We start from the raw sequence: 19,981 nt of genomic DNA, 5'->3' as shown, positions 1-19,981 counted from the left end.
GGGGGGATAATATGGAGGCGTGGGTATTCTGGCTTGTTCTTGGTGTCATACTCATGGTAGCGGAGATCCTCACACCCACCTTTTTCATTTTCTGGTTCGGGGTGGGAGCACTCGCAGCTTCACTGGTATCCCTGTACCTGGGTGTTTACATTCAGATAATCGTCTTTGCCGTTGTTTCAATAGTTCTGGTTCTTTTTACCAGGAGACTGGTTCAGAGCTGGGAATCTCCCAGGAAGATCCACGTTGAAGAGATCGTTGGTAAGGTGGCGCTCGTTATCGAAACGATAAACAACAAAGAGGGAACCGGTCTTGTGAAGATCAACGGAGACGTGTGGAGGGCATTTGCAGAAGACGATGAGGAAGTCATCGAAAAGGGCGAACACGTGAAAATACTGAAGGTGGAAGGAGCCCACGTTGTTGTGAAAAAAGTTTGAGGAGGTGAGGGGTATGTTGATAGCCCTTGTTGTTATCGTTCTGTTTCTGGTGATCGTTGCCGCCAGTTCTCTGAGAATAGTGAGACCTTACGAACGTGGTCTGGTGGAAAGGCTTGGAAAGTTCAAAAGGGAAGTTGGAGCGGGTATACACTTCATCATTCCGTTCTTCGAACGCATGATAAAAGTCGATATGAGGGAGAAAGTGATCGATGTTCCACCACAGGAAGTGATAACGAGGGACAACGTGGTTGTAACCGTCGACGCTGTCATCTACTACGAGATCACGGATGCCTACAAGGTGGTGTACAACGTGAGTAACTTTGAAATGGCCACCATAAAACTCGCTCAGACCAATCTAAGAAACGTTATAGGAGAGCTGGAACTGGATCAGACACTCACTTCCAGAGAGAGGATAAACATGAAGCTCAGAACGGTCCTCGATGAGGCTACCGACAAGTGGGGTGTAAGGATCACCCGTGTTGAGATCAAAAAGATAGATCCTCCTCAGGATATCACAGACGCCATGAGTAAGCAGATGAAAGCTGAAAGAACAAAAAGGGCGGCTATACTAGAGGCTGAAGGTTACAAACAGGCTCAGATCCTGAGGGCAGAAGGTGAAAAGAACGCAGCAATACTGAGGGCAGAAGGAGAAGCCGAAGCGATAAAACGAGTTGCTGAAGCGAACATGCAAAAACTCATACTCGAGGCGCGTGGGCAGGCCGAGGCAATAAAACTCGTCTTTGGTGCCATACACGAAGGCAGACCAACAAAGGATCTTCTCACCGTCAGGTATCTGGAGACCCTCAAAGAGATGGCGAACGGCCAGGCGACAAAAATATTCCTTCCGTTCGAAGCAAGTTCCATACTTGCAAGTCTGGGGGTCATCTCGGAGATGTTCAAAGAAAAGGGCGAGGACAAGAGGGATGAGAAATGACGTGGTTTTTTGAAGGACTTCTGTTCTGTGGAGTGGGACTTGCCACTTCCATTCTCTTCTCTTACTTTTACCTCAAAGAGAGGGAAAAACTGGACTTAAGTGCTTTCAGGATTTTCAACGAGTTCACTGTTCTGGGACTCATCTTCCTGTTTTCCTGGGTCTTCAACTCCATGGTTTTTCGATTTCTGGTTGCCGTTCTTGCTGTACTCTTTTTTCTTGGAGAATCCGCTCATTTTTTGATGGGTATAGACAAGCAGTATCGCATCATGTTTCTGTCCTTCGAATACAACGACAGGGAATTCAGCCTGTACCAGATCAGAAAGAGACTGTTCAGATCTTTCGTGAAACCTGCCCTGAAATTCTTTGGTTTGTACGCCGTCTTCTCGAACGTTGATCTGAAGAGTCCTCTGATAGTTCCAGCGATATTGCTCCTTGGTGTAACAATCGGTTTACTGAACGGAATAAATAAATTCGACTAATTTGGTAGAATAATAATGGAGGTGAAAAAATGGGTATTCTGTCTGAAAAGGACGTGGCGTATCTCAAGGATCTTTTCAACAAAGAACTGGAGAAAAAGGTGAAGGTGCTGTTCTTCAAAACCGATGACAAAGCACGCTGTCAGTACTGTGAAATCACGGAACAGGTGCTCAACGAGCTGGTTTCCATCGATCCAAGGATTGAACTCGAAGTTCACGATTTTGACACCGAAAAAGAAGTTGTCGAGAAGTACCAGGTGGAACTGGTCCCTGCCACAATTCTGCTCTCCGAAGAGGAAAAAGACTACGGCATAAGGTTCTACGGTGTTCCTTCGGGCCATGAATTTGGCACGCTCATACAGGATATCATCACCGTTTCAAAGGGAAAACCACAGCTTTCTGAGGAAAGCATCCAGAAACTCCAGAATCTTGAAGAGCCGATAAGGATAAGCGTGTTCGTCACCCCGACGTGTCCTTACTGTCCAAGGGCGGTTCTGATGGCCCACAACATGGCTATGGCAAGCGACAAGATCATTGGAGAGATGATCGAGGCGAACGAATACTGGGAATTGAGTGAGAAATTCGGTGTTTCCTCTGTCCCGCACATCGTGGTGAACAGAGATCCTTCAAAGTTCTTCGTAGGAGCCTATCCTGAGAAGGAGTTCATAAATGAGGTTTTGAGGCTTGCAAAGGGGTGATGAAATGTGGTCTTCTTTGACACGGGTTCTGTGAAGAAAAAAGAGATCAAGGATAAATACGACATAGTGGTTGTCGGTGCCGGACCAGCAGGTCTTGCTTCTGCCATATATGCAAGAAGGGCGGGACTGTCTGTTCTTGTTGTTGAAAAAGCAATTGAGGGTGGGTACGTGAATCTCACCCACCTGGTTGAAAACTACCCGGGCTTTCCAAAGATATCCGGTGAGGAACTCGCATCGAAGTTCAAGGAACACGCGGAAAGCTTTGGGGCAGAAATTTACAACGCAGAAGTTGTAAAACTGGAAGTCAAAGAGGATAAAAAAGTGGTCGAACTGGATGACGGTAAGAGGATAGAGGCACCTGTGGTGATCGTTGCAACGGGTGCCAATCCAAAGAGGCTGAACGTTCCCGGAGAAAAGGAGTTTTTCGGAAGGGGAGTCTCTTACTGTGCAACGTGTGATGGGTATCTGTTTGCAGGAAAGGACATTGTGGTTGTTGGAGGAGGAGACAGCGCGTGCGATGAATCGATCTTTCTCTCCAATATTGTAAACAAGATCACCATGGTCCAGCTTCTGGAGACCCTCACTGCGGCGAAGGTTCTCCAGGAAAGGGTGTTGAGCAATCCGAAGATAGAGGTGATTTACAATTCCACGGTGAAGGAGATCCGGGGAAAGGACAAGGTTGAAGAGGTCGTCATAGAGAACGTGAAAACCGGCGAAACGAAGGTGCTGAAAGCAGATGGGGTGTTCATATTCATAGGACTGGATCCCAACTCCAAACTGCTCGAAGGACTCGTGGAACTGGATCCTTACGGTTACGTCATAACGGACGAAAACATGGAAACAAGTATCAAAGGTCTGTACGCTGTTGGGGACGTGAGGAAGAAAAACCTCAGACAGATCGTAACAGCCGTTGCAGACGGGGCCATAGCGGTGGAACATGCCGCAAAGCATTACTTCTGATTACCCAGGATCAAAACAACCTTTCCTTCCAGTGGATGATCGGGTGGGGGTGTCTGATCGGACACCATCCACCCTTTACCTTTCAGTTCTACATCCTCGATACCGAGCTCTTCCAGCACAAGGAGGGCATCTCTCACCGGCAGGCCCACTAGATCGGGCATTAGACCTCTTATGAGGGTTATTTTTTTCTTCTCTTTTTCCGTTAGAAGTTCCACTATCTTTCTAAACACAGGAGCGGCAACATCACCCCCATAGAACGCTTCGGAGGGACTGTCCAGATGCACCATTATTGTGTATTTGGGATCATCTGCAGGGAAGAAACCTACAAAGAGTGAGTGGTAGAGATTCTGGTATTTTCCTCCAACGGCTTTCTGGGCCGTTCCGGTTTTGCCAGCGATTTCCAATCCTCTGACCTGTGCGAGTTTTCCCGTGCCTTCTTCAACGACTTCTATCATGGCTTTCTTGATCGTCTCTGCTGTTGTTTCAGAAAAGACTTTCCTCTTCTGAACGGGGCTTTCTTTCAAAATGGATGGTTTTATCCAGTATCCACCGTTGGCAAACACGTTGAGGGAAGCCACAAGTTGAACGGGTGTGACCCCGATTCCCTGGCCTATGGAGATCTCCGCTGGATCTATGAGTGACCACTCTTTTGGATTTCTCAGTACCCCATCGATTTCCCCTTCCATTTCCATTCCTGTTTTTTCACCAAAACCTGCTTTTTTCAGCCACTCGTAGAATCCTTCAACTCCTATGTGCCTTACGATCAGATCTCCCACCCTCACACTCATAACGTTACAGGACTTTACGATTCCCGTGAGAAAGTCCACTTTTCCATGTTCTTCTATGTCTCTTATGATGATGTTCAGGTTCTCAACCGGTTTTATCATCCCTTCACATTCTACGGAGAAGGACGGCGAAGCAGACTTTGTCTCAAGAGCGATGGCATAAACCACAGGTTTTATGGTGGAGCCGGGTTCGATGTAACCGCCGATTAGGTCGTTCCAGTCTCTTGTGGTCACCATCGATAGAATCTTTCCTGTCTTAGATTCCATGACAATGGCGTGTCCTGCTTCCGCGGAGAATTCTTTCACCGCATCGGAAATTATTCTGTAGACATGCCTTTGAAGATCCAGGTCTATGGATAGATGGACATCCTGGCCATCCTCTGGAAGGACGTAATCGGTGAGCACTGGAGAGAGCCTTGCACCTTTGTAGAGAAACTCCAAGGTGCCCTTTCTCTTGCCTTTTAAAGCGTCGTCGAAGAAACCTTCAACGCCACCTTTTCCTTGACCGTTCAAAACCGCACCTATCAACACACCTGTGCTGTAGTCTTGAAACTTTTTTCTTCTGTACTCCACTTCCAGGCTGACAAAAGGTAGGATGTCGGGATCAAGCCTTTTCAGGACGCTTTCTTTATCCTCTGCCTCTGTTAGTCTGTAGAATCTGTACTTCAGGACTTCTTCCGGATCTTTTTCGATACCACAGGCCTTCAGAGTCCTTTCAAGAGCACTTTTGCTACCATGTTGTCTTTTGAAGAATTCAACATCCAGATATGCAACGTACACCGGGGAATCGTAAGCGATCTTTCTTCCTTTCGCGTCCAGAATACTACCGCGCTTTGGAGGGATTGAAACATACCAGTGGGACTTCTGTCCTGCAGGGGGAAAGAAGAAAAGGTTTATGAACGAGACCGCCAGAAACAACGCAAACACTGCCAGAAGCAGAGTCAGCCTTTTCTCCATCTAATTCTTTCACTCCGCAGGATGCACAACATCGAAATAGGAGGAAATGTGGTTGAATTCTTCTCTCAGAGTTTGATACGTTGTTTTCATCTCTTCTATCTTGATCTCCAGCTGTCTGTTGGCCTGTGTCAGTTGAAACGTCAGAACCCCCATTCTCAACGCTGTTATTCCCATGAATATCAACATGACGACCATGATGATCGTAAAGACGAGTTGATGAGAGAATACAAGAACCCTTGACTTCTGGTTTACCTTCGCTGGCAGTTCAATCTCCTCCTTCCTCCACAAGCTCCGCTGCACGCAAACGAGCACTTCTGGAACGAGGATTCTCTCTCACTTCTTCTTCAGAAGGACGCACTGGTTTTTCCGTCAGAATACGGAGTTTTCTGGAATTTCTGAAAGCCTCCTTTACTATCCTGTCTTCCAGAGAATGAAAAGAGATCACCACTATCCTGCCACCGACCCTCAAAAGCTTCTCTGCCTTGTTCAGGAGGAATTCCCTCAAATTCTCAAGTTCTCTGTTGACGTATATCCTTATTGCCTGGAACGTTCTGGTGGCGAAATGTCTCTTTCGACGCCTTATCTCATGGGAGGGAAGAGCTTCGCTTACAGCTTTTACAAGATCGAGAGTGGTATTGAGGGGCCTGTTTTCTACGATCTTTCTTGCTATTCTCCTTGCGTATCTTTTCTCTTCTCCATACTCGAAGATGATACGGGCCAGTTCCTCTTCGCTCAGTTCATTCAGTACCTTCTGGGCTGTTATCTCGCTTTCCAGATCCATACGCATGTCGAGTGGCTCTTCTCTTTCGAAGGTGAAACCTCTGTTCTCTCCCTTCAATTGATAGGTTGAAACACCAAGATCCAGCAGTATTCCGTCCACTTTTTCAATTTCAAGAGTTTTGAGTAAGAAATCTGCATCTCTGTAAGAGGCTTTGAAAAGACTCACTCGATCGGAAAAATCCTTTAGCTTCTTCTCAGCGATTTGAAGAACCTCTGAATCAACGTCTATCCCGATAAGTTTGCAACCAGGACAGTGTTCCAGAATCGCCCGTGCGTGTCCTCCTTCTCCCACCGTACAATCCAGAATGATCTTTTCATCCTCAGGTTTCAGATATTCGATCACTTCTCGAACCATTACTGGAATATGGTAGTGGGTGTATTTTCTCATCTTCTTACACCTCTGGATGGTGGGATTGGACTTCGCTTGCAGGAAATTATAACGTGTTTTTACATAAAAGTCAAAAAATGACGAACATAATTCGAAGTATCCAAAACGGTCTTCTGGTGGGAATTATCGGTATGAATAGTTTGATACACAGGTGTATACCTGTTGTGTTGGAGGAAGAAGACGGCGTCGTTGCTTATTGTTACTTTTTTGTTTATCATTCTTAATAATTAAGTGCTAATATATTTCACCGGAGGTGAGACGTATGAGAAACCTGAACGACAAGATGAAGGATATCTTTGAAAAGAGTGTAGAGGATCTTAAGGACAGGAACCAGAATTTACTCAGACCTGAGCACATTCTCCTTCAGCTCCTGTACGACGAAAACGAGGTCACAAAGATACTGGAAGAACTCAATGTGAACACGGAAGAGATCGCCGACGAACTGGAGAGCTACATCGATTCCCAGTACGGAATATTCTATGGATTCTCCGATCAGGTGTACGTTTCCAGGGAACTTTCGTACATCCTGGAACTGGCAAGAAAGGAAGCCAGGCTCTTCAAGCAGAAAGACGTGGGGCCTCTTCACTTCCTTCTGGGACTCCTGAGGGACGGTTCAACGCATGCAGCGCGCGTTCTCAAAAAGTACGGAGTGGACTACGAAAGGGTGCTTCAGAAAGTGAAAGAGCACGAAGATGAGTTTATGGATAAGCAATCACCGATCACGGCGTTTGCCACAGATCTGACGAAGCTTGCCAGGGAAGGAAAGATTGGTCCCATTATAGGAAGGGAAAAAGAGATCGAGCGCGTGATCGAGATTTTGATGAGGCGAACGAAAAACAACCCGATACTCATCGGAGATCCTGGAGTTGGAAAGACAGCCATCGTGGAGGGACTTGCGCAGAGGATCGTGGAAGGAAAAGTGCCCGATCCTTTGAAAGATGTGCGTGTGTTGATGGTCGACCTTGGCAGGATGATAGCTGGTACCAAGTACAGAGGTGAGTTCGAAGAAAGGCTGAAATCCTTCCTCGACGAAGTGATGAAACAGAAAGAAAAAACCATTCTGTTCATCGACGAAATCCATACCATAGTTGGAGCGGGAGCAGCTGAAGGGGCAATGGATGCTGCCAACATGTTGAAACCTGCCCTTGCCCGAGGTGAGATCAGGGTCATAGGAGCGACCACGCTGGATGAATACAGAAAACACATAGAAAAGGACAAAGCGCTCGCAAGAAGATTTCAGCCGGTTCTGGTGAAAGAACCCAGTGTGGAAGAAACAATAGAGATCCTGAAAGGTCTCAAGAGGGTTTATGAAGAACATCACAAGGTCAAAATAGAAGACGAAGCAATAGAGGCCGCTGCAAAGCTTTCTGCAAGATACATAACAGACAGATTCCTCCCGGACAAGGCGATCGACCTGCTGGATGAAGCGGCTGCGAGGGTGAAACTGGGCTTCTCAAAACAGGAAAAGGATGAGGCAAGGCTTCAGGAACTCGAAAGAAAGATAAAAGAGCTCGAGAACAGAATCGACGAGCTCACCGTGAGGTCCCAGTACAAAGAAGCTGCGGATCTCAAGAAAGAACTTTTCAGACTGAAGAGCGAATACGAGTCCTTGAAGAGTGGAAGACCGGTCGTCACAGCGGAGAAAATAGCGGAAGTTGTGGAATCCTGGTCTGGTGTGCCCGTGTCCAGGATAGTGGAGTCGGAGAAGGAGAAGTTGCTCAAACTTGAAGAGATCATACATCAGAGACTGGTGGATCAGGAAGAGGCCGTCAGGGTTGTGGCAGATGCCATAAGGAAAGCACGCGCGGGGATAAAAGATCCAAACAGGCCTGTTGGAACGTTCCTCTTTTTGGGACCAACAGGGGTTGGAAAAACAGAACTCGCAAAAACACTCGCTGAGGTGCTCTTTGGAAGTGAAAACGCCCTCATTCGAATCGACATGAGTGAATACATGGAAAAGCATGCCGTTTCCAAACTGATTGGAGCACCACCGGGTTACGTAGGATACGAAGAAGGTGGTCAGCTCACAGAGGCTGTGAGAAGAAGGCCGTACAGTGTGATCCTGCTTGACGAAATAGAAAAGGCTCATCCGGACGTGTTCAACATACTGCTTCAGATCATGGATGATGGCAGACTGACCGATGCCAAAGGAAACGTCGTGGATTTCAAAAACACGATCATAATAATGACGAGCAACATAGCAAGCGATCTCATCCTGAACTTCGTCAGAGAAGGTAAAAGCTTTGAGGAGATCGAGGAAAAAGTGAGGGAGGAGTTGAAACACTACTTCAGACCGGAGTTCATAAACAGGATAGACCACGTGGTCGTGTTCAAACCACTCACCAAGGAACACATGAAACAGATAGTGGAGATCATGTTGAAGAGACTCGAAGGTCGTTTGAAGGACAGAAACATAAGACTGACCATCACCGATGCAGCAAAAGAGTACCTCGCAGAGAAAGGGTACGATCCAACGTTCGGAGCAAGACCGCTGAGAAGGCTCATTGAAAGGGAGATAGAGACACCTCTGGCCAGGATGATCATAGCAGGCGAGGTCAAAGAAGGTCAGACGGTAAGGGTGGACTTCGACGGTGAAAAACTGATACTCGAGGTTGCAAGAGAAGTTGAGAAAGTAAATTGAGGGGGACTATCCCCCTCTTTTTCTTTCCCAGTTCAACTCCGCTATGGACTTTTGGAGGTAGAGGGGTTCTATTTCGTAGTAATGCACAAATTTTCCTTCTTTAAACGCCTTTTCTGTTTCCTCAACGAGCACTTTCGGTGATATGAAGATTTCTTCTTCCAGAACGGTGGAGGGTTTTGTCTCACGCAGGATCTTCTGAACCTCCTCGTCTGAGAGAACAGCAGGTTCTTTGATGGTGTTCAAGAGGTCTTTCTGTTTCGAGTAGACTGCAAGGTAACGATAGCCCTTACGTGCCCTTTTGGAAACAAGGACCGTGCCATCGATAGGAAGACTCTTCACGGCCATTTCGAAAGAGTTCAAAGGAACAACGGGAATATCGAAAGGAGCCGCCATCCCTATAATGGTTGCGATTCCAACCCTGAGTCCGGTCAGTGTTCCAGGACCGATACCCACTCCCACAGCGCTCAGATCTTTTACAGAGATACCATTTTCACTCAAAAGTCTCTCTATCAGAACAGGCAGCACCTCTGCGTGTTTTCTCTGCCCTGTGTAGGAGACTTCGATTACATCTTCATCTCTTTTCAGACCAACCCTTATTCTTTGAGAGGTATCCAGCGCCAGCACGATCATTTTTTCACCTCATATTATGCTGTCCACTTCCTGAACGAAGAACTCATAGTTTCCTGGATCCCAGCCTTTTGTTTCAAAAAAGTACTTCATGAAGTCTGCCACCACTTCATCTCTGTTTTTGCTTTTCACAGCGGAGTACGGTACGTAGAGTGTGTATCTGTTACCATCTGAGTGTATCTTCATATAATCGTAATCTTCCAGATAAGAGGCTTCTTCCACAAAGACGTTCAGGGTTGCCCACTCTCCGAGGGGAAGCCTGGTGGCATCGGTTTCCGGGATTAAGGCCTTCAAAATAAAACTCGGAATTTGTTCCTGATCTTCCAGAACGTTGATCCTGAGAAATATCCTTCCTGCCGACTCCGAGTTCACAACATCTAGAGTGATACCAGTTTCTCGCAAGATCTCCCTGATTTTCCTCTCGAGGTCTCTGGTATCTTTGTCCTTTCTCCGGTAGAAGATCTCCAGACTGTCCATCAGTTTCAACGCCTACACCCCTTTCCTCACGCCAAAACCCTCTTTCTCCACATTACCAAGAGGTTCCACGTGTATCGTCAAGTCTTCTATATCGTCTCTTTTGCTCATTATCTCTTCTCTTATTTTCACGGTCAGGTCGTGGGCGTCTTCCACGGTCATCGATCCATCAACTTCTATATCCATCTCTATGTAATATTTTGTTCCTACTTTTCTCACCCTGACCCTATGGGGGTTGTGTACATCTGGAAACTTTTCTAAAACCCTGAAAATGTCCGTGTATATATCTAATTCCGATTCTTTCATTCCATCCATCAACTCGAAGGCAGCCTCGTAGAAGATCTGGAAAGAAGTTCTGAGGATCATTATCGAAACGAATATCGCAAGAGCACTGTCCAACCACCACCAGCCAAGCGTCTTCATCGCTATCATTCCAGCCAGCACGGTGCCGGAGATCATGATGTCGTTTCTCATGTTCAGAGCGTCACTGATCGTAGCGAGACTGTTGAGACGTCTTCCAAGCGACAGTTTGTACAGGAAGAGGAAAGTCTTTCCTGCAGCGGAAGCTCCAACCACGAAGAAGGCAGGAAAAGACAGCTCCAGAGAGATCTCGCCGGTGATCAGTCTTTTTACGGACTCTATCAACAGGGAAGCTCCTGCATAGAACATGATGAACGAGATGATCTTTGAAGCCACAGTTTCCGCCCTTCCGTGACCATAAGGATGTGTTCTGTCGGGGGGTTTTCCTGAGATGCGCGCCGACAGGAGGATGACAAAAGATGTGAATATGTCAGTTGACGTATCTATTCCATCCGCAAGTATCGCATAACTTCCTGTGAAGAGTCCTGTGATCACCTTCAACAACGCAAGGATGGTGTTTCCAACGATTCCAACCCATGCACCTTTTTTTATCTCATCGTGTCTTTCCAACGAACCTCACCTCAATGGGTAAAGGCCCACCGGGGGTGGGCCTTTTTCATCTCTTTATGGAATAGAAGGAAGAAAGCCCTCTGAACTCTGCCACTTTTCCAAGTTCTTCCTCAATTCTCAGAAGCTGATTGTACTTGGCGATTCTTTCACTCCTGGACAGGGATCCCGTCTTGATGAATCCGGCGTTGGTGGCCACAGCAAGATCTGCTATGAAGGTATCTTCGCTCTCTCCGGATCTGTGGGAGATGATGGCCGTCATGTTGTTCTTCTGAGCGAGTTCTACGGCATCGAGTGTTTCCGTGACGGTTCCTATCTGGTTGAGCTTTATGAGAATGGAGTTCGTCGCTTTGAGTTCGATTCCCTTGGAGAGTCTCTTAACGTTGGTCACGTAGAGGTCGTCTCCCACGATCTGAACCTTGTTTCCTACCCTCTTGGTGAATTCAACGAACGCATCCCAATCTTCTTCCGCGAACGGATCTTCGATGGATATGATTGGATACTTTGCTATCAGTTCCTCGTAGTATCCCATGAGCACCTCGCTGGACTTTTCCTCGCCATCAACGAAGTAGACTCCTTTTTCTTCGTCGTAGAAAGAGGATGCGGCACAGTCGAGGGCGATGAACACCTGTTCGCTGGGTTTGTAACCAGCTTCCTCTATGGCTTCAATCAGTATCTTTATCGCCTCTTCGTTGGATGAGAGGTTCGGTGCGAATCCACCTTCGTCACCGACCGCCGTCACATGCCCAGAATCGTGAAGAATCTTCTTGAGGGTGTGGAAGATCTCTGCTCCTGCTCTCAGGGCTTCCTTGAAACTGTCAAATCCTGCCGGAACGATCATGAATTCCTGGAGGTCGAGGTTGTTATCTGCGTGCTGACCACCGTTTATTACGTTCATAAGAGGAACGGGAAGTACCTTCGCGTTGACTCCACCGAGATATTTGTACATCGGAAGTCCAAGGTAATTCGCTGCCGCTCTTGCCACTGCCATGGAAACAGCGAGAATAGCGTTGGCACCGAGTTTCGATTTGTTTTCTGTGCCGTCGAGTTCGATCAGGGTTTTGTCCACAAGGGGCTGATCGAAGGCGTTCATGCCGATCAGAGCAGGTGCGATTGTCTCGTTGACGTTTTCTACGGCTTTCAGTACGCCTTTTCCGTGGTACCTTTTCTTGTCTTTGTCCCTTATCTCCAGAGCTTCGAACTTTCCGGTGGATGCTCCAGAGGGAACGATCGCCCTTCCCACAGTACCATCTTCCAGAACGACTTCGGCTTCAACGGTGGGATTTCCTCGAGAATCGAGAACTTCTCTTGCCCTCACATCAACGATTTCCACGTACACAATCTCCACCTCCTCGCTTTTTTGATTCCATCAATATTGTACCCCATCCTGATTAAATCTCTATTTGAGTTTCGGTTATAACATCGAGTATCTCTTCCGGTTTTATGAGTTCTCCGTTCACTTTGTTTATCGTTCTTATGACCTTCGACTTTCTGTCGATGGCACTGATCAGTTCCTTTGCGTACTGCCCCAGATTCATCTCGGCGATGATAATTGTGTTCACCTTCTCCACCAGCTTTCTGAATCTCGAAATGGGAGCTGGCCAGATCGTAATGGGTTTGAACAGTCCCACTTTGATCCGGTCGCGTCTTGCTATTTTCACAGCCTTCAGAGCACTTCTTGCGACAATACCGTACGCCACCACCAAAATCTCTGCATCTTCCACTTCGTACTCTTCGTACAGGGCGAGTTCGTCCGAGTGAAGCCTTATCTTGTTGGTGAGCCGTCTTATCAGTTTCTCCGCCACATTAGGAGAGCTGAGAGGAAAACCAGATTCATCGTGTACAAGACCGGAAACGTGGAACTTGGTCCTTCCCATCTCTGCCATTGGTAGCGGTGTGGGTTCTGCGTACTCGCTCTCGGAAAACGGAACGAACAACTCTTCTTCACCGAAAGATGTGTCTTTCAGTCGTTCTATGACGAAAAGATCTTCGTCTTTTGGAGGATAGAAGCTTTCCCTCATGTGCCCCAGGGTCTCATCCATCAGAAAGATAACCGGTGTTCTGTATTCTTCTGCCATGTTGAAAGCGGTGATTATGTGACGATACACTTCTTCCACCGTGGAAGGGTAGAGGGCAATTATGGCGTGATCACCATGTGTTCCCCATCTTGCCTGCATTATGTCTCCCTGAGCCGGTTTTGTGGGAAGACCCGTGGACGGTCCCAGCCTCATGACGTTGACAAAAACGCACGGAGTCTCTGTCATTATCGCGTATCCGATCACTTCCTGCATGAGGCTGAATCCGGGGCCACTCGTTGCGGTCATGGCCTTCACACCGGCAAGAGAGGCCCCAACGACGGCTGCAGCACTGGCTATTTCGTCTTCCATCTGGATGAACACGCCTCCGACCTTTGGTAACTCCCTTGCCATGACTTCGGCTATCTCTGTGGAAGGTGTGATGGGATAGCCAGCGAAGAACCTGCATCCCGCTCTTATGGCTCCCAGGGCACACGCTTCGTTTCCCTGCAAAAACATCATCTCTGGCATCTTTCTTCACTTCCCAGTACCTCTATTGCCATCTCAGGACAAATTTTCTCGCATCTCAGACACCCGACGCATTTTTCTTCGCGTATCACGGGTCTTCCCAGTTCATCGCTTGTGATGGCTTTTGTGGGACAGATCCAGGAACACAGTTTGCAGGCCTTGCACCAATCGTAGTTTACCTCGATTCTATATCCCATAACCTCACCTTCTCAGCTGAGGAACATTAAAAACACACCGGCTACCGTTGCGGATCCGATCACACCCGCCACATTCGGTCCCATTGCGTGCATGAGTATGTGATTGCTCGGATCTTCTTCCTGAGCAAGTTTCTGAGCGACTCTGGCAGAGTCTGGAACGGCGGAAACACCAGCGGCACCTATGAGAGGATTTATCTTGTCTTTCAAGAGGAGGTTCATGAGTTTTGCAAACAGAATACCCGAACTCATAGACACGATGAAAGCGGTGGCTCCCAGGAAGAATATTTTCAGGCTTTGAGGTTGTAAGAATACGTCCGCCCTTGCAGACGCTCCAACGGAAAGCATGAGAAGTATGGTCACCGTGTCGAGAATGTATCTGCTAGCTGCTTCCACCAGTCTCTTTACCACCCCGGCCTCCCTGAGGAGGTTTCCAAGCATGAGTGAACCAACGAGTGGCAGTGACTTTGGTATCAGAAGGGCGGTGGCGATGGTTATGATGAGGGGAAACGAGAGTCTTTCGAACCTGCTCACCTTTCTGGGAGGTTTCATGCGTATTTTCCTTTCTTCCCTACTGGTCAGCATTTTTGAAACAACAGGCTGTAATATCGGTATGAGGGCGATGTAAGAGTACGCAGAGATGGCAATGGGAGCGATGAGTTCAGGAGACAGCGTGTTGGTGATGTAGATGGCGGTGGGTCCATCTGCCCCACCGATGATAGCGATCGATGCTGCCTGTTTCAATGAAAAACCGATCATTTTTGCAACAAAGAGTGTGAAGAATATCCCCATCTGGGCAGCGGCACCGAGGAAAATGGTTATCGGGTAAGAGAGCATGAAAGAGAAATCTGTGAGAGCACCGATTCCAAGAAAGATGAGAGGGGGATAGATTCCCAGGTCGAGACCCTTCTTTATGTAATAGAGAAAACCTCCTTCGTTCAGAATTCCTGAAGCCTCAGGTGGAATGTTCGCGAGGATGATGCCGAAGGCGATCGGTATCAGCAGAAGGGGTTCTGAGTGTTTCACTATCGCCACGTAGAGCAGGGAGATCGCTACTGCAAACATGATAACGTTTCCAATTGTGAGATGAGGAAAGGCGGTTTGATTGAAGAAGTTCTCCAGTGTTGATAAGACGGACAACTCTTTCCCTCCCTTTGTGCAGCCAGAGATATTCTAGCACAAAAGAAGAACCCCCTGCGGGGTTCTTCTCAGTGAATGTCTTCCAGTCTGTAAGGTGTTTTCTGATAGATACAGTAGTTCAGCCAGTTGCTGAAGAAAAGATGGGCATGGCTCCACCAGGTGAGAACAGGTGTTTTCGTCGGATCGTTGTCTGGGAAATAGTTAGCCGGAATGGGTACCTTCAAATTTCGGTTTATATCCCTGTAGTATTCATCTCTCAGGGTGTATCTGTCGTACTCTGGATGTCCTGTCACGAATATCTGCCTTTCGCTTTTGTTTGCAACCACATAAACCCCGGCCTCGTCCGATTCTGCGAGGATTTCCAGTTCTGGGATTTTCTCTATGTCTTCTTTTCTGACCTCCGTGTATCTGGAGTGCGGTGCCCAAAAGAAGTCATCGTGCCCCCTGAAGAGGACCGTTTCCTTCGTAACTCTGTGCCTGTAAACACCGGAGAGCTTCTGGGGTAGTTCGTACTTCGGTACACCGTAGAAGTAGTACAGCCCCGCCTGAGCCGCCCAGCAGATGAACATGGTCGAATACACGTTGTGACGACTCCACTCCATGATCTCCGTGAGTTCATCCCAGTAATCCACTTCTTCAAAAGGCAAAAGTTCCACAGGGGCTCCTGTGATGATGAATCCGTCGAACTTTCTGTCCTTCACAGCAGAAAACGTAGTGTAGAACCTCAGGATGTGCTCGATGGGAGTGTGTTTCGGTGTGTGCGATTCCGTATAGAGCAATGTCACGTTCACCTGAAGAGGAGTGTTTCCAAGGAGTCTGAGAAGCTGTATCTCCGTCTTTATCTTGTCTGGCATCAGGTTCAATATGAGTATTTCGAGAGGGCGGATATCCTGGTGTATCGCCCTCTTTTCCGTCATCACAAAGATTCCTTCTTTTGCCAGAATCTTGACAGCAGGAAGACCACTTGGAACGTTTATTGGCAATCTTCATCCCTCCTGAGATCTTCTGAGAGCCTGATCGAGATCTTCTATTATGTCCTCCACGTCCTCTATTCCAACAGACAATCTTATCATATCTGGAGTGACTCCTGTTTTCAACTGTTCCTCTTCGGTGAGTTGCTGGTGGGTGGTGGAAGCAGGATGGATGGCCAGTGTTCTTGCATCTCCGATGTTGGCAAGGTGGGAGATGAGTGTGAGACTGTCGATGAACTTCTTTCCAGCCTCTTTTCCTCCTTTTATACCGAAGGTCACTATGGCACCGTATCCCTCTTTAAGATATTTCAGAGCATTTTCTCTGGTTTTGTTGCTTTCAACGATCGGATAGTTGACCCAGCTCACCGCAGGGTGTGTCTTCAAGAATTCAACGACTTTGAGTGCATTCTCACAGTGCTTTTTCATTCTCAGACTTAGGGTTTCAAGCCCCAGAATGAACAGGAACGCGTTAAACGGACTCATACAACTTCCAAGGTCTCTCAGAAGCTGCGTTCTGCATTTCACTATGTAAGCGGCTTCTTTGAACGTTTCCACGTAACTCACACCGTGATAACTGGGATCCGGCTCCACGAGTTCTGGAAATTTCCCGTTCTTCCAGTCGAACTTTCCACTGTCCACTATCAGTCCACCGATCGATGTGCCGTGCCCTCCTATGAACTTCGTAGCAGAGTACACGATGATGTCTGCTCCGTGTTCAAATGGCCTGAAGATGTACGGTGCCACTGTGTTGTCCACGATGAGAGGTATTCCATGCCTGTGAGCGATTTCTGCTATTGCCTCAAAATCCGGTACCGTAAGACCCGGATTCCCAATGGTTTCAAGGTACACTGCTTTTGTTTTCTCCGTGATAGCTTCTTCTACGTTCTTTGGATCTGTCTCATCCACAAACTTCACCACAATACCGGACTTCCTGTACAGCGTGTGTTTGAAGAGATTGTAAGTTCCACCGTACAGGGCGCTTCCACTGACGATCTCATCACCGGGCCCTGCTATGTTCAGGATGGCGTACGTGATGGCTGCCTGTCCGCTGGAAACAGCGAGGGCACCAACACCACCTTCCAGTGCCGCTATTCTCTCTTCAAGAACACTCACCGTTGGATTTCCGATCCTCGTGTAGATGAACCCGGGCTCCTCCAGGGCAAACAGTCTTGCTGCGTGATCGGAATCTTTGAAGACATAAGAGGTCGTCTGGTAAATGGGAACGGCTCTAGAACCTGTTGTCGGTTCAGGAGGTTCATAGCCCGCGTGGAGTGCCCTCGTGTTGAATCCGTACTTCCTCCAGTCCAATGTATTCACCTCCCATGATAGAATTTCTGGTGTGCTCTATCAAGAATTTAGTACTACCTTACTGAATCTTCGTGTCAAATTGTGGGTATTGAACGTAAAATGTATTTTACACCATCTTAAAACCGGAGGTGGTACCTGTGTACCTTCTGATCGATGTTGGAAACACCCACTCCGTTTTCTCCACAACGGAAGATGGCAAAGTTTTTAAAAGATGGCGCTTGTCCACAGGAATTTTCCAGACAGAGGACGAACTCTTTTCGCATCTGTATCCCCTTCTGGGTGACGCTATGCATAAGATAGAAGGTATCGGAGTGGCTTCCGTTGTTCCTACACAGAACATCGTTATAGAACGATTCTCAAGAAAGTATTTCAACATGGATCCCATCTGGGTGAAAGCGAAGAACGGCTGTGTGAAATGGAACGTAAAAAACCCGGGGGAGATCGGAGCAGACAGGGTAGCGAACGTCGTGGCTTTTGTGAAAGAGTACGGTAGCAGCGGTATCATCATTGATATGGGAACCGCCACCACGGTGGATCTTGTGGTGGAGGGTTCTTACGAAGGTGGAGCCATACTTCCTGGGCTCTTCATGATGGTTCACTCGCTCTTTCGAGGGACAGCGAAACTCCCACTCGTTGAGGTGAAACCGGCGGATTTCGTGGTGGGCAAGGATACGGAAGAGAACATACAACTCGGCGTTGTGAATGGAACGGTCTATGCCCTCGAAGGAATAGTGAAGCGAATAAAAGGAGTGTACGGTAATCTGCCGGTAGTCCTGACGGGTGGACAGTCGAAGATCGTGAAGGAGATTTTCGAACACGAGATCTTCGACGAAGACCTGACCATAAAGGGGGTGTTCCATTTCTGCTTCGGAAGATGAGAGTGCTCCTTGTGAATCCGTGGATCCACGACTTTGCAGCGTACGACTTCTGGTTGAAACCCCTTGGTCTTCTTTACGTTGCCCGCGCAATGGAATGGATGGGATACGAGGTTCACCTTGTGGATCTTCTCAACAGACACGATCCCTATCTTCCACGCTTTGTGAAAGTCCCAAAAGACAAAAAGTACGCTACCGGAAAGTTCCCGAGCAGAGTGATAGAGAAACCAGAGATCCTTCGCTTTGTTCCAAGAAAATACAAAAGATACGGAGCACCCCCGGAATTTCTGGAGTGGAGACTCAGGGAGATAGGAGAGGTAGAACTTGTGATGGTCACCTCTACCCTGAGTTACTGGTATCCCGGTGTCTGGGAGACAATCCGTTTTCTGAAAAAACGCTACGATGTTCCGATCGTTCTGGGGGGAATATACCCAAGACTCTTTCCAGAACATGCGTCCAGAAGTGGAGCACTGGTGTTTCCTTTCGGTGATCTTGTTTTCCTTCCATCTTTTCTGGAAAAACTCGGATTCCCCTCGAAGGAGATACCGGAGAACTGGTTCGAAATTTTTGATCCAATGTACGAACTCTACGAGAGGGTAGGGTATCTTGTTTTCACCACAACGCTTGGTTGTCCCTTTCACTGTTCCTATTGCGCAGTTCACAGACTATGGAAAGGCCTCAGAGTGAGAAGCCCGGAGAGAGTGGTAGAGACTGTCGAGAAGTACCTGGACATGTTTCAGGTTGAGGACGTTGTTTTCTTCGACGATGCGATACTGGCATCTGGACGATTCAAAGAAGTATTGAAACTCATCGTCGAAAAGAACTGGAAGGTGCGCTTTCATCTTCCAAACGGAATACACGCAAGACTCCTCGATGAAGAAACCGCTCTTTTGATGAAAGAAGCGAACTTCAAAACCATAAAACTGGGATACGAAACCGCCGGGAAGCTCCAGAAAGAAACGGGAGGAAAGGTGTACGATGAAGATCTTGTGCGCGCCGCTCGGATTCTAAGAAAAGTTGGTTTCACAGAGGAGGAAGTCTCAGCGTACATTATGGTGAACATGCCCGGTCAGACAAAAGAGGATGTGCTGGAGGCCGTAAGGGTTTGTTTGAACGAAGGGATCGGTGTGTCGGTGAACGAGTACACCCCTATCCCAGGCACAGAGGACTGGAAAAAACTTGTCAGAGAGAAAAAACTGGATCCAGACGTTGATCCTGTTCTTTTGAACAACACCGTTCTTCCATTCTGGTGGAAGTACGGAATGAGCCCGGAAGAGATACAGGAGATAAAACAGCTCGTTCAGGATCTGAAGATCAGATATTCGAAGGCATACACAGGATCTCGACGATCCTCAGATCGAAAAGATTAGAAGAGTTCGCCGGTTTTATAACGACGGCAGAGTCGAGGCCACTTTCAGTTCCCCCGCAGGCCACGACGAGTTCCGTTGTTCTCACAAGTCCTGCATCGGCCGCCATCAGAGATATCTCCACAGCCACCTTCACACCTTCGCTGAACATCCTCAGGGTGTTCGCTATGATTTCCAGAGGATAGATGCCTCCGAACTTTTTTCTGAGACACCTCTCTCCAGCGGAGAGGGCGTGGGTGGCGGTGAGAACTTCATGTCCTTTTTCTTTCAAAAGTCTTCTTGTGTTTTCATCGAACTCCTGTGTGTCCGGCTCTTCGAAACCGGTGTGATGTGTCACCACGATGAGTTTCAAATCCTTCGCCATTTCCAGTGCCATCTTCGCACTGTACCCCGTGGCAGAAGCTATCAGAAGCTTTCTGGAAGGAAGACTTCGAGCCTTTTCGATTGCTATCTCCAGGGTCTTCTTCGTGTTTGTCCTTCCTGGTTCTCTGAACAGTATCAT

The 19,981-nt window shown here is 47.8% G+C and carries 21 protein-coding genes; 8 read left to right on the top strand and 13 right to left on the bottom strand.

Going from position 1 to position 19,981, the window contains the following annotated elements:
• Positions 1–11 precede the first annotated feature (11 nt).
• From TRQ7_RS00310 to trxB, 5 genes are read left to right on the top strand one after another with little or no spacing between them, the layout of a single operon-like run.
• Complete coding sequence (locus TRQ7_RS00310; protein WP_038068016.1) at positions 12–434, top strand: NfeD family protein; 423 nt, start codon at positions 12–14, stop codon at positions 432–434.
• Between the two features lie 13 nt (positions 435–447).
• Positions 448–1,368 carry an SPFH domain-containing protein gene (locus TRQ7_RS00305; protein WP_038068014.1) on the top strand — a complete coding sequence of 307 codons (921 nt, stop codon included), beginning with the start codon at positions 448–450 and terminating at the stop codon, positions 1,366–1,368.
• Positions 1,365–1,847, top strand: coding sequence for a hypothetical protein (locus tag TRQ7_RS00300; protein ID WP_015920122.1), 483 nt, complete (start codon positions 1,365–1,367; stop codon positions 1,845–1,847). Before TRQ7_RS00305 ends, TRQ7_RS00300 begins: the two co-directional genes overlap by 4 nt.
• A gap of 29 nt (positions 1,848–1,876) precedes the next feature.
• Positions 1,877–2,542, top strand: coding sequence for a thioredoxin family protein (locus TRQ7_RS00295; RefSeq protein WP_015920121.1), 666 nt, complete (start codon positions 1,877–1,879; stop codon positions 2,540–2,542).
• 6 nt (positions 2,543–2,548) lie between these two features.
• Positions 2,549–3,502 (top strand): thioredoxin-disulfide reductase, encoded by a 954-nt coding sequence (trxB, locus tag TRQ7_RS00290; RefSeq protein ID WP_041843738.1) that lies wholly within the window; start codon positions 2,549–2,551, stop codon positions 3,500–3,502.
• Here trxB and TRQ7_RS00285 read toward each other — a convergent pair.
• Genes TRQ7_RS00285 through rsmH form a run of 3 tightly spaced genes read right to left on the bottom strand, consistent with a single transcriptional unit; the run spans position 3,493 to position 6,412 of the window.
• A complete protein-coding gene (locus TRQ7_RS00285; RefSeq protein WP_041843737.1) occupies positions 3,493–5,244 on the bottom strand; it encodes a penicillin-binding transpeptidase domain-containing protein in 1,752 nt (583 codons plus the stop codon). The two genes, trxB and TRQ7_RS00285, sit on opposite strands and share 10 nt — an antisense overlap.
• Before the next feature lie 9 nt (positions 5,245–5,253).
• Positions 5,254–5,532 (bottom strand): hypothetical protein, encoded by a 279-nt coding sequence (locus TRQ7_RS00280; RefSeq protein WP_015920118.1) that lies wholly within the window; start codon positions 5,530–5,532, stop codon positions 5,254–5,256.
• Positions 5,510–6,412, bottom strand: coding sequence for a 16S rRNA (cytosine(1402)-N(4))-methyltransferase RsmH (rsmH, locus tag TRQ7_RS00275; protein WP_015920117.1), 903 nt, complete (start codon positions 6,410–6,412; stop codon positions 5,510–5,512). Before rsmH ends, TRQ7_RS00280 begins: the two co-directional genes overlap by 23 nt.
• Positions 6,413–6,674: 262 nt before the next feature.
• Here rsmH and TRQ7_RS00270 point away from each other — a divergent pair, with 262 nt between their 5' ends.
• Entirely contained in the window at positions 6,675–9,053 is a 2,379-nt protein-coding gene (locus TRQ7_RS00270; RefSeq protein WP_041437802.1) for an AAA family ATPase, read from the top strand.
• Between the two features lie 6 nt (positions 9,054–9,059).
• Here the strand turns inward: TRQ7_RS00270 and tsaB are convergent, their stop codons facing one another.
• From tsaB to TRQ7_RS00225, 9 genes are all read right to left on the bottom strand, one after another.
• The gene (gene tsaB, locus TRQ7_RS00265; RefSeq protein WP_015920115.1) at positions 9,060–9,683 is read right to left on the bottom strand and encodes a tRNA (adenosine(37)-N6)-threonylcarbamoyltransferase complex dimerization subunit type 1 TsaB; all 624 of its coding nucleotides are present in this window, start codon (positions 9,681–9,683) and stop codon (positions 9,060–9,062) included.
• 9 nt (positions 9,684–9,692) lie between these two features.
• Positions 9,693–10,157, bottom strand: coding sequence for a DUF3855 domain-containing protein (locus tag TRQ7_RS00260; protein WP_231556105.1), 465 nt, complete (start codon positions 10,155–10,157; stop codon positions 9,693–9,695).
• A gap of 12 nt (positions 10,158–10,169) precedes the next feature.
• Entirely contained in the window at positions 10,170–11,084 is a 915-nt protein-coding gene (locus TRQ7_RS00255; RefSeq protein WP_015920113.1) for a cation diffusion facilitator family transporter, read from the bottom strand.
• A 46-nt stretch (positions 11,085–11,130) separates the two neighbouring features.
• Positions 11,131–12,420, bottom strand: a complete 1,290-nt coding sequence (gene eno / locus TRQ7_RS00250) for a phosphopyruvate hydratase (protein ID WP_038068011.1) — start codon at positions 12,418–12,420, stop codon at positions 11,131–11,133.
• Positions 12,421–12,472: 52 nt separating this feature from the next.
• Positions 12,473–13,627 carry a 2-oxoacid:acceptor oxidoreductase subunit alpha gene (locus TRQ7_RS00245; protein ID WP_015920111.1) on the bottom strand — a complete coding sequence of 385 codons (1,155 nt, stop codon included), beginning with the start codon at positions 13,625–13,627 and terminating at the stop codon, positions 12,473–12,475.
• Positions 13,615–13,821, bottom strand: coding sequence for a 4Fe-4S binding protein (locus tag TRQ7_RS00240; protein ID WP_038068008.1), 207 nt, complete (start codon positions 13,819–13,821; stop codon positions 13,615–13,617). The genes TRQ7_RS00245 and TRQ7_RS00240 overlap by 13 nt, the downstream gene beginning before the upstream one ends.
• A gap of 12 nt (positions 13,822–13,833) precedes the next feature.
• On the bottom strand, positions 13,834–14,958 hold the full coding sequence (locus tag TRQ7_RS00235; RefSeq protein WP_041843736.1) for a sodium ion-translocating decarboxylase subunit beta: 1,125 nt from the start codon (positions 14,956–14,958) through the stop codon (positions 13,834–13,836).
• Positions 14,959–15,026: 68 nt separating this feature from the next.
• Positions 15,027–15,941, bottom strand: coding sequence for a homoserine O-succinyltransferase (metA, locus tag TRQ7_RS00230; RefSeq protein WP_041843735.1), 915 nt, complete (start codon positions 15,939–15,941; stop codon positions 15,027–15,029).
• 3 nt (positions 15,942–15,944) lie between these two features.
• The gene (locus TRQ7_RS00225; protein WP_041843734.1) at positions 15,945–17,237 is read right to left on the bottom strand and encodes an O-acetyl-L-homoserine sulfhydrylase; all 1,293 of its coding nucleotides are present in this window, start codon (positions 17,235–17,237) and stop codon (positions 15,945–15,947) included.
• 137 nt (positions 17,238–17,374) lie between these two features.
• Between TRQ7_RS00225 and TRQ7_RS00220 the strand changes: the two genes are divergently transcribed.
• Positions 17,375–18,115 (top strand): type III pantothenate kinase, encoded by a 741-nt coding sequence (locus TRQ7_RS00220; protein WP_038068003.1) that lies wholly within the window; start codon positions 17,375–17,377, stop codon positions 18,113–18,115.
• Positions 18,112–19,482, top strand: a complete 1,371-nt coding sequence (locus tag TRQ7_RS00215) for a radical SAM protein (RefSeq protein ID WP_015920106.1) — start codon at positions 18,112–18,114, stop codon at positions 19,480–19,482. The genes TRQ7_RS00220 and TRQ7_RS00215 overlap by 4 nt, the downstream gene beginning before the upstream one ends.
• On the opposite strand, the gene TRQ7_RS00210 is transcribed toward TRQ7_RS00215, so the two are convergent.
• A complete protein-coding gene (locus TRQ7_RS00210) occupies positions 19,427–19,981 on the bottom strand; it encodes a pyruvate kinase alpha/beta domain-containing protein (RefSeq protein ID WP_015920105.1) in 555 nt (184 codons plus the stop codon). The two genes, TRQ7_RS00215 and TRQ7_RS00210, sit on opposite strands and share 56 nt — an antisense overlap.

It is taken from the genome of Thermotoga sp. RQ7, assembly GCF_000832145.1.
Taxonomy (GTDB): Bacteria; Thermotogota; Thermotogae; order Thermotogales; family Thermotogaceae; genus Thermotoga; species Thermotoga neapolitana.
The sequence above is the reverse complement of the archived record's forward strand: the minus strand, read 5'-3'. Positions and strand labels throughout refer to the sequence as shown.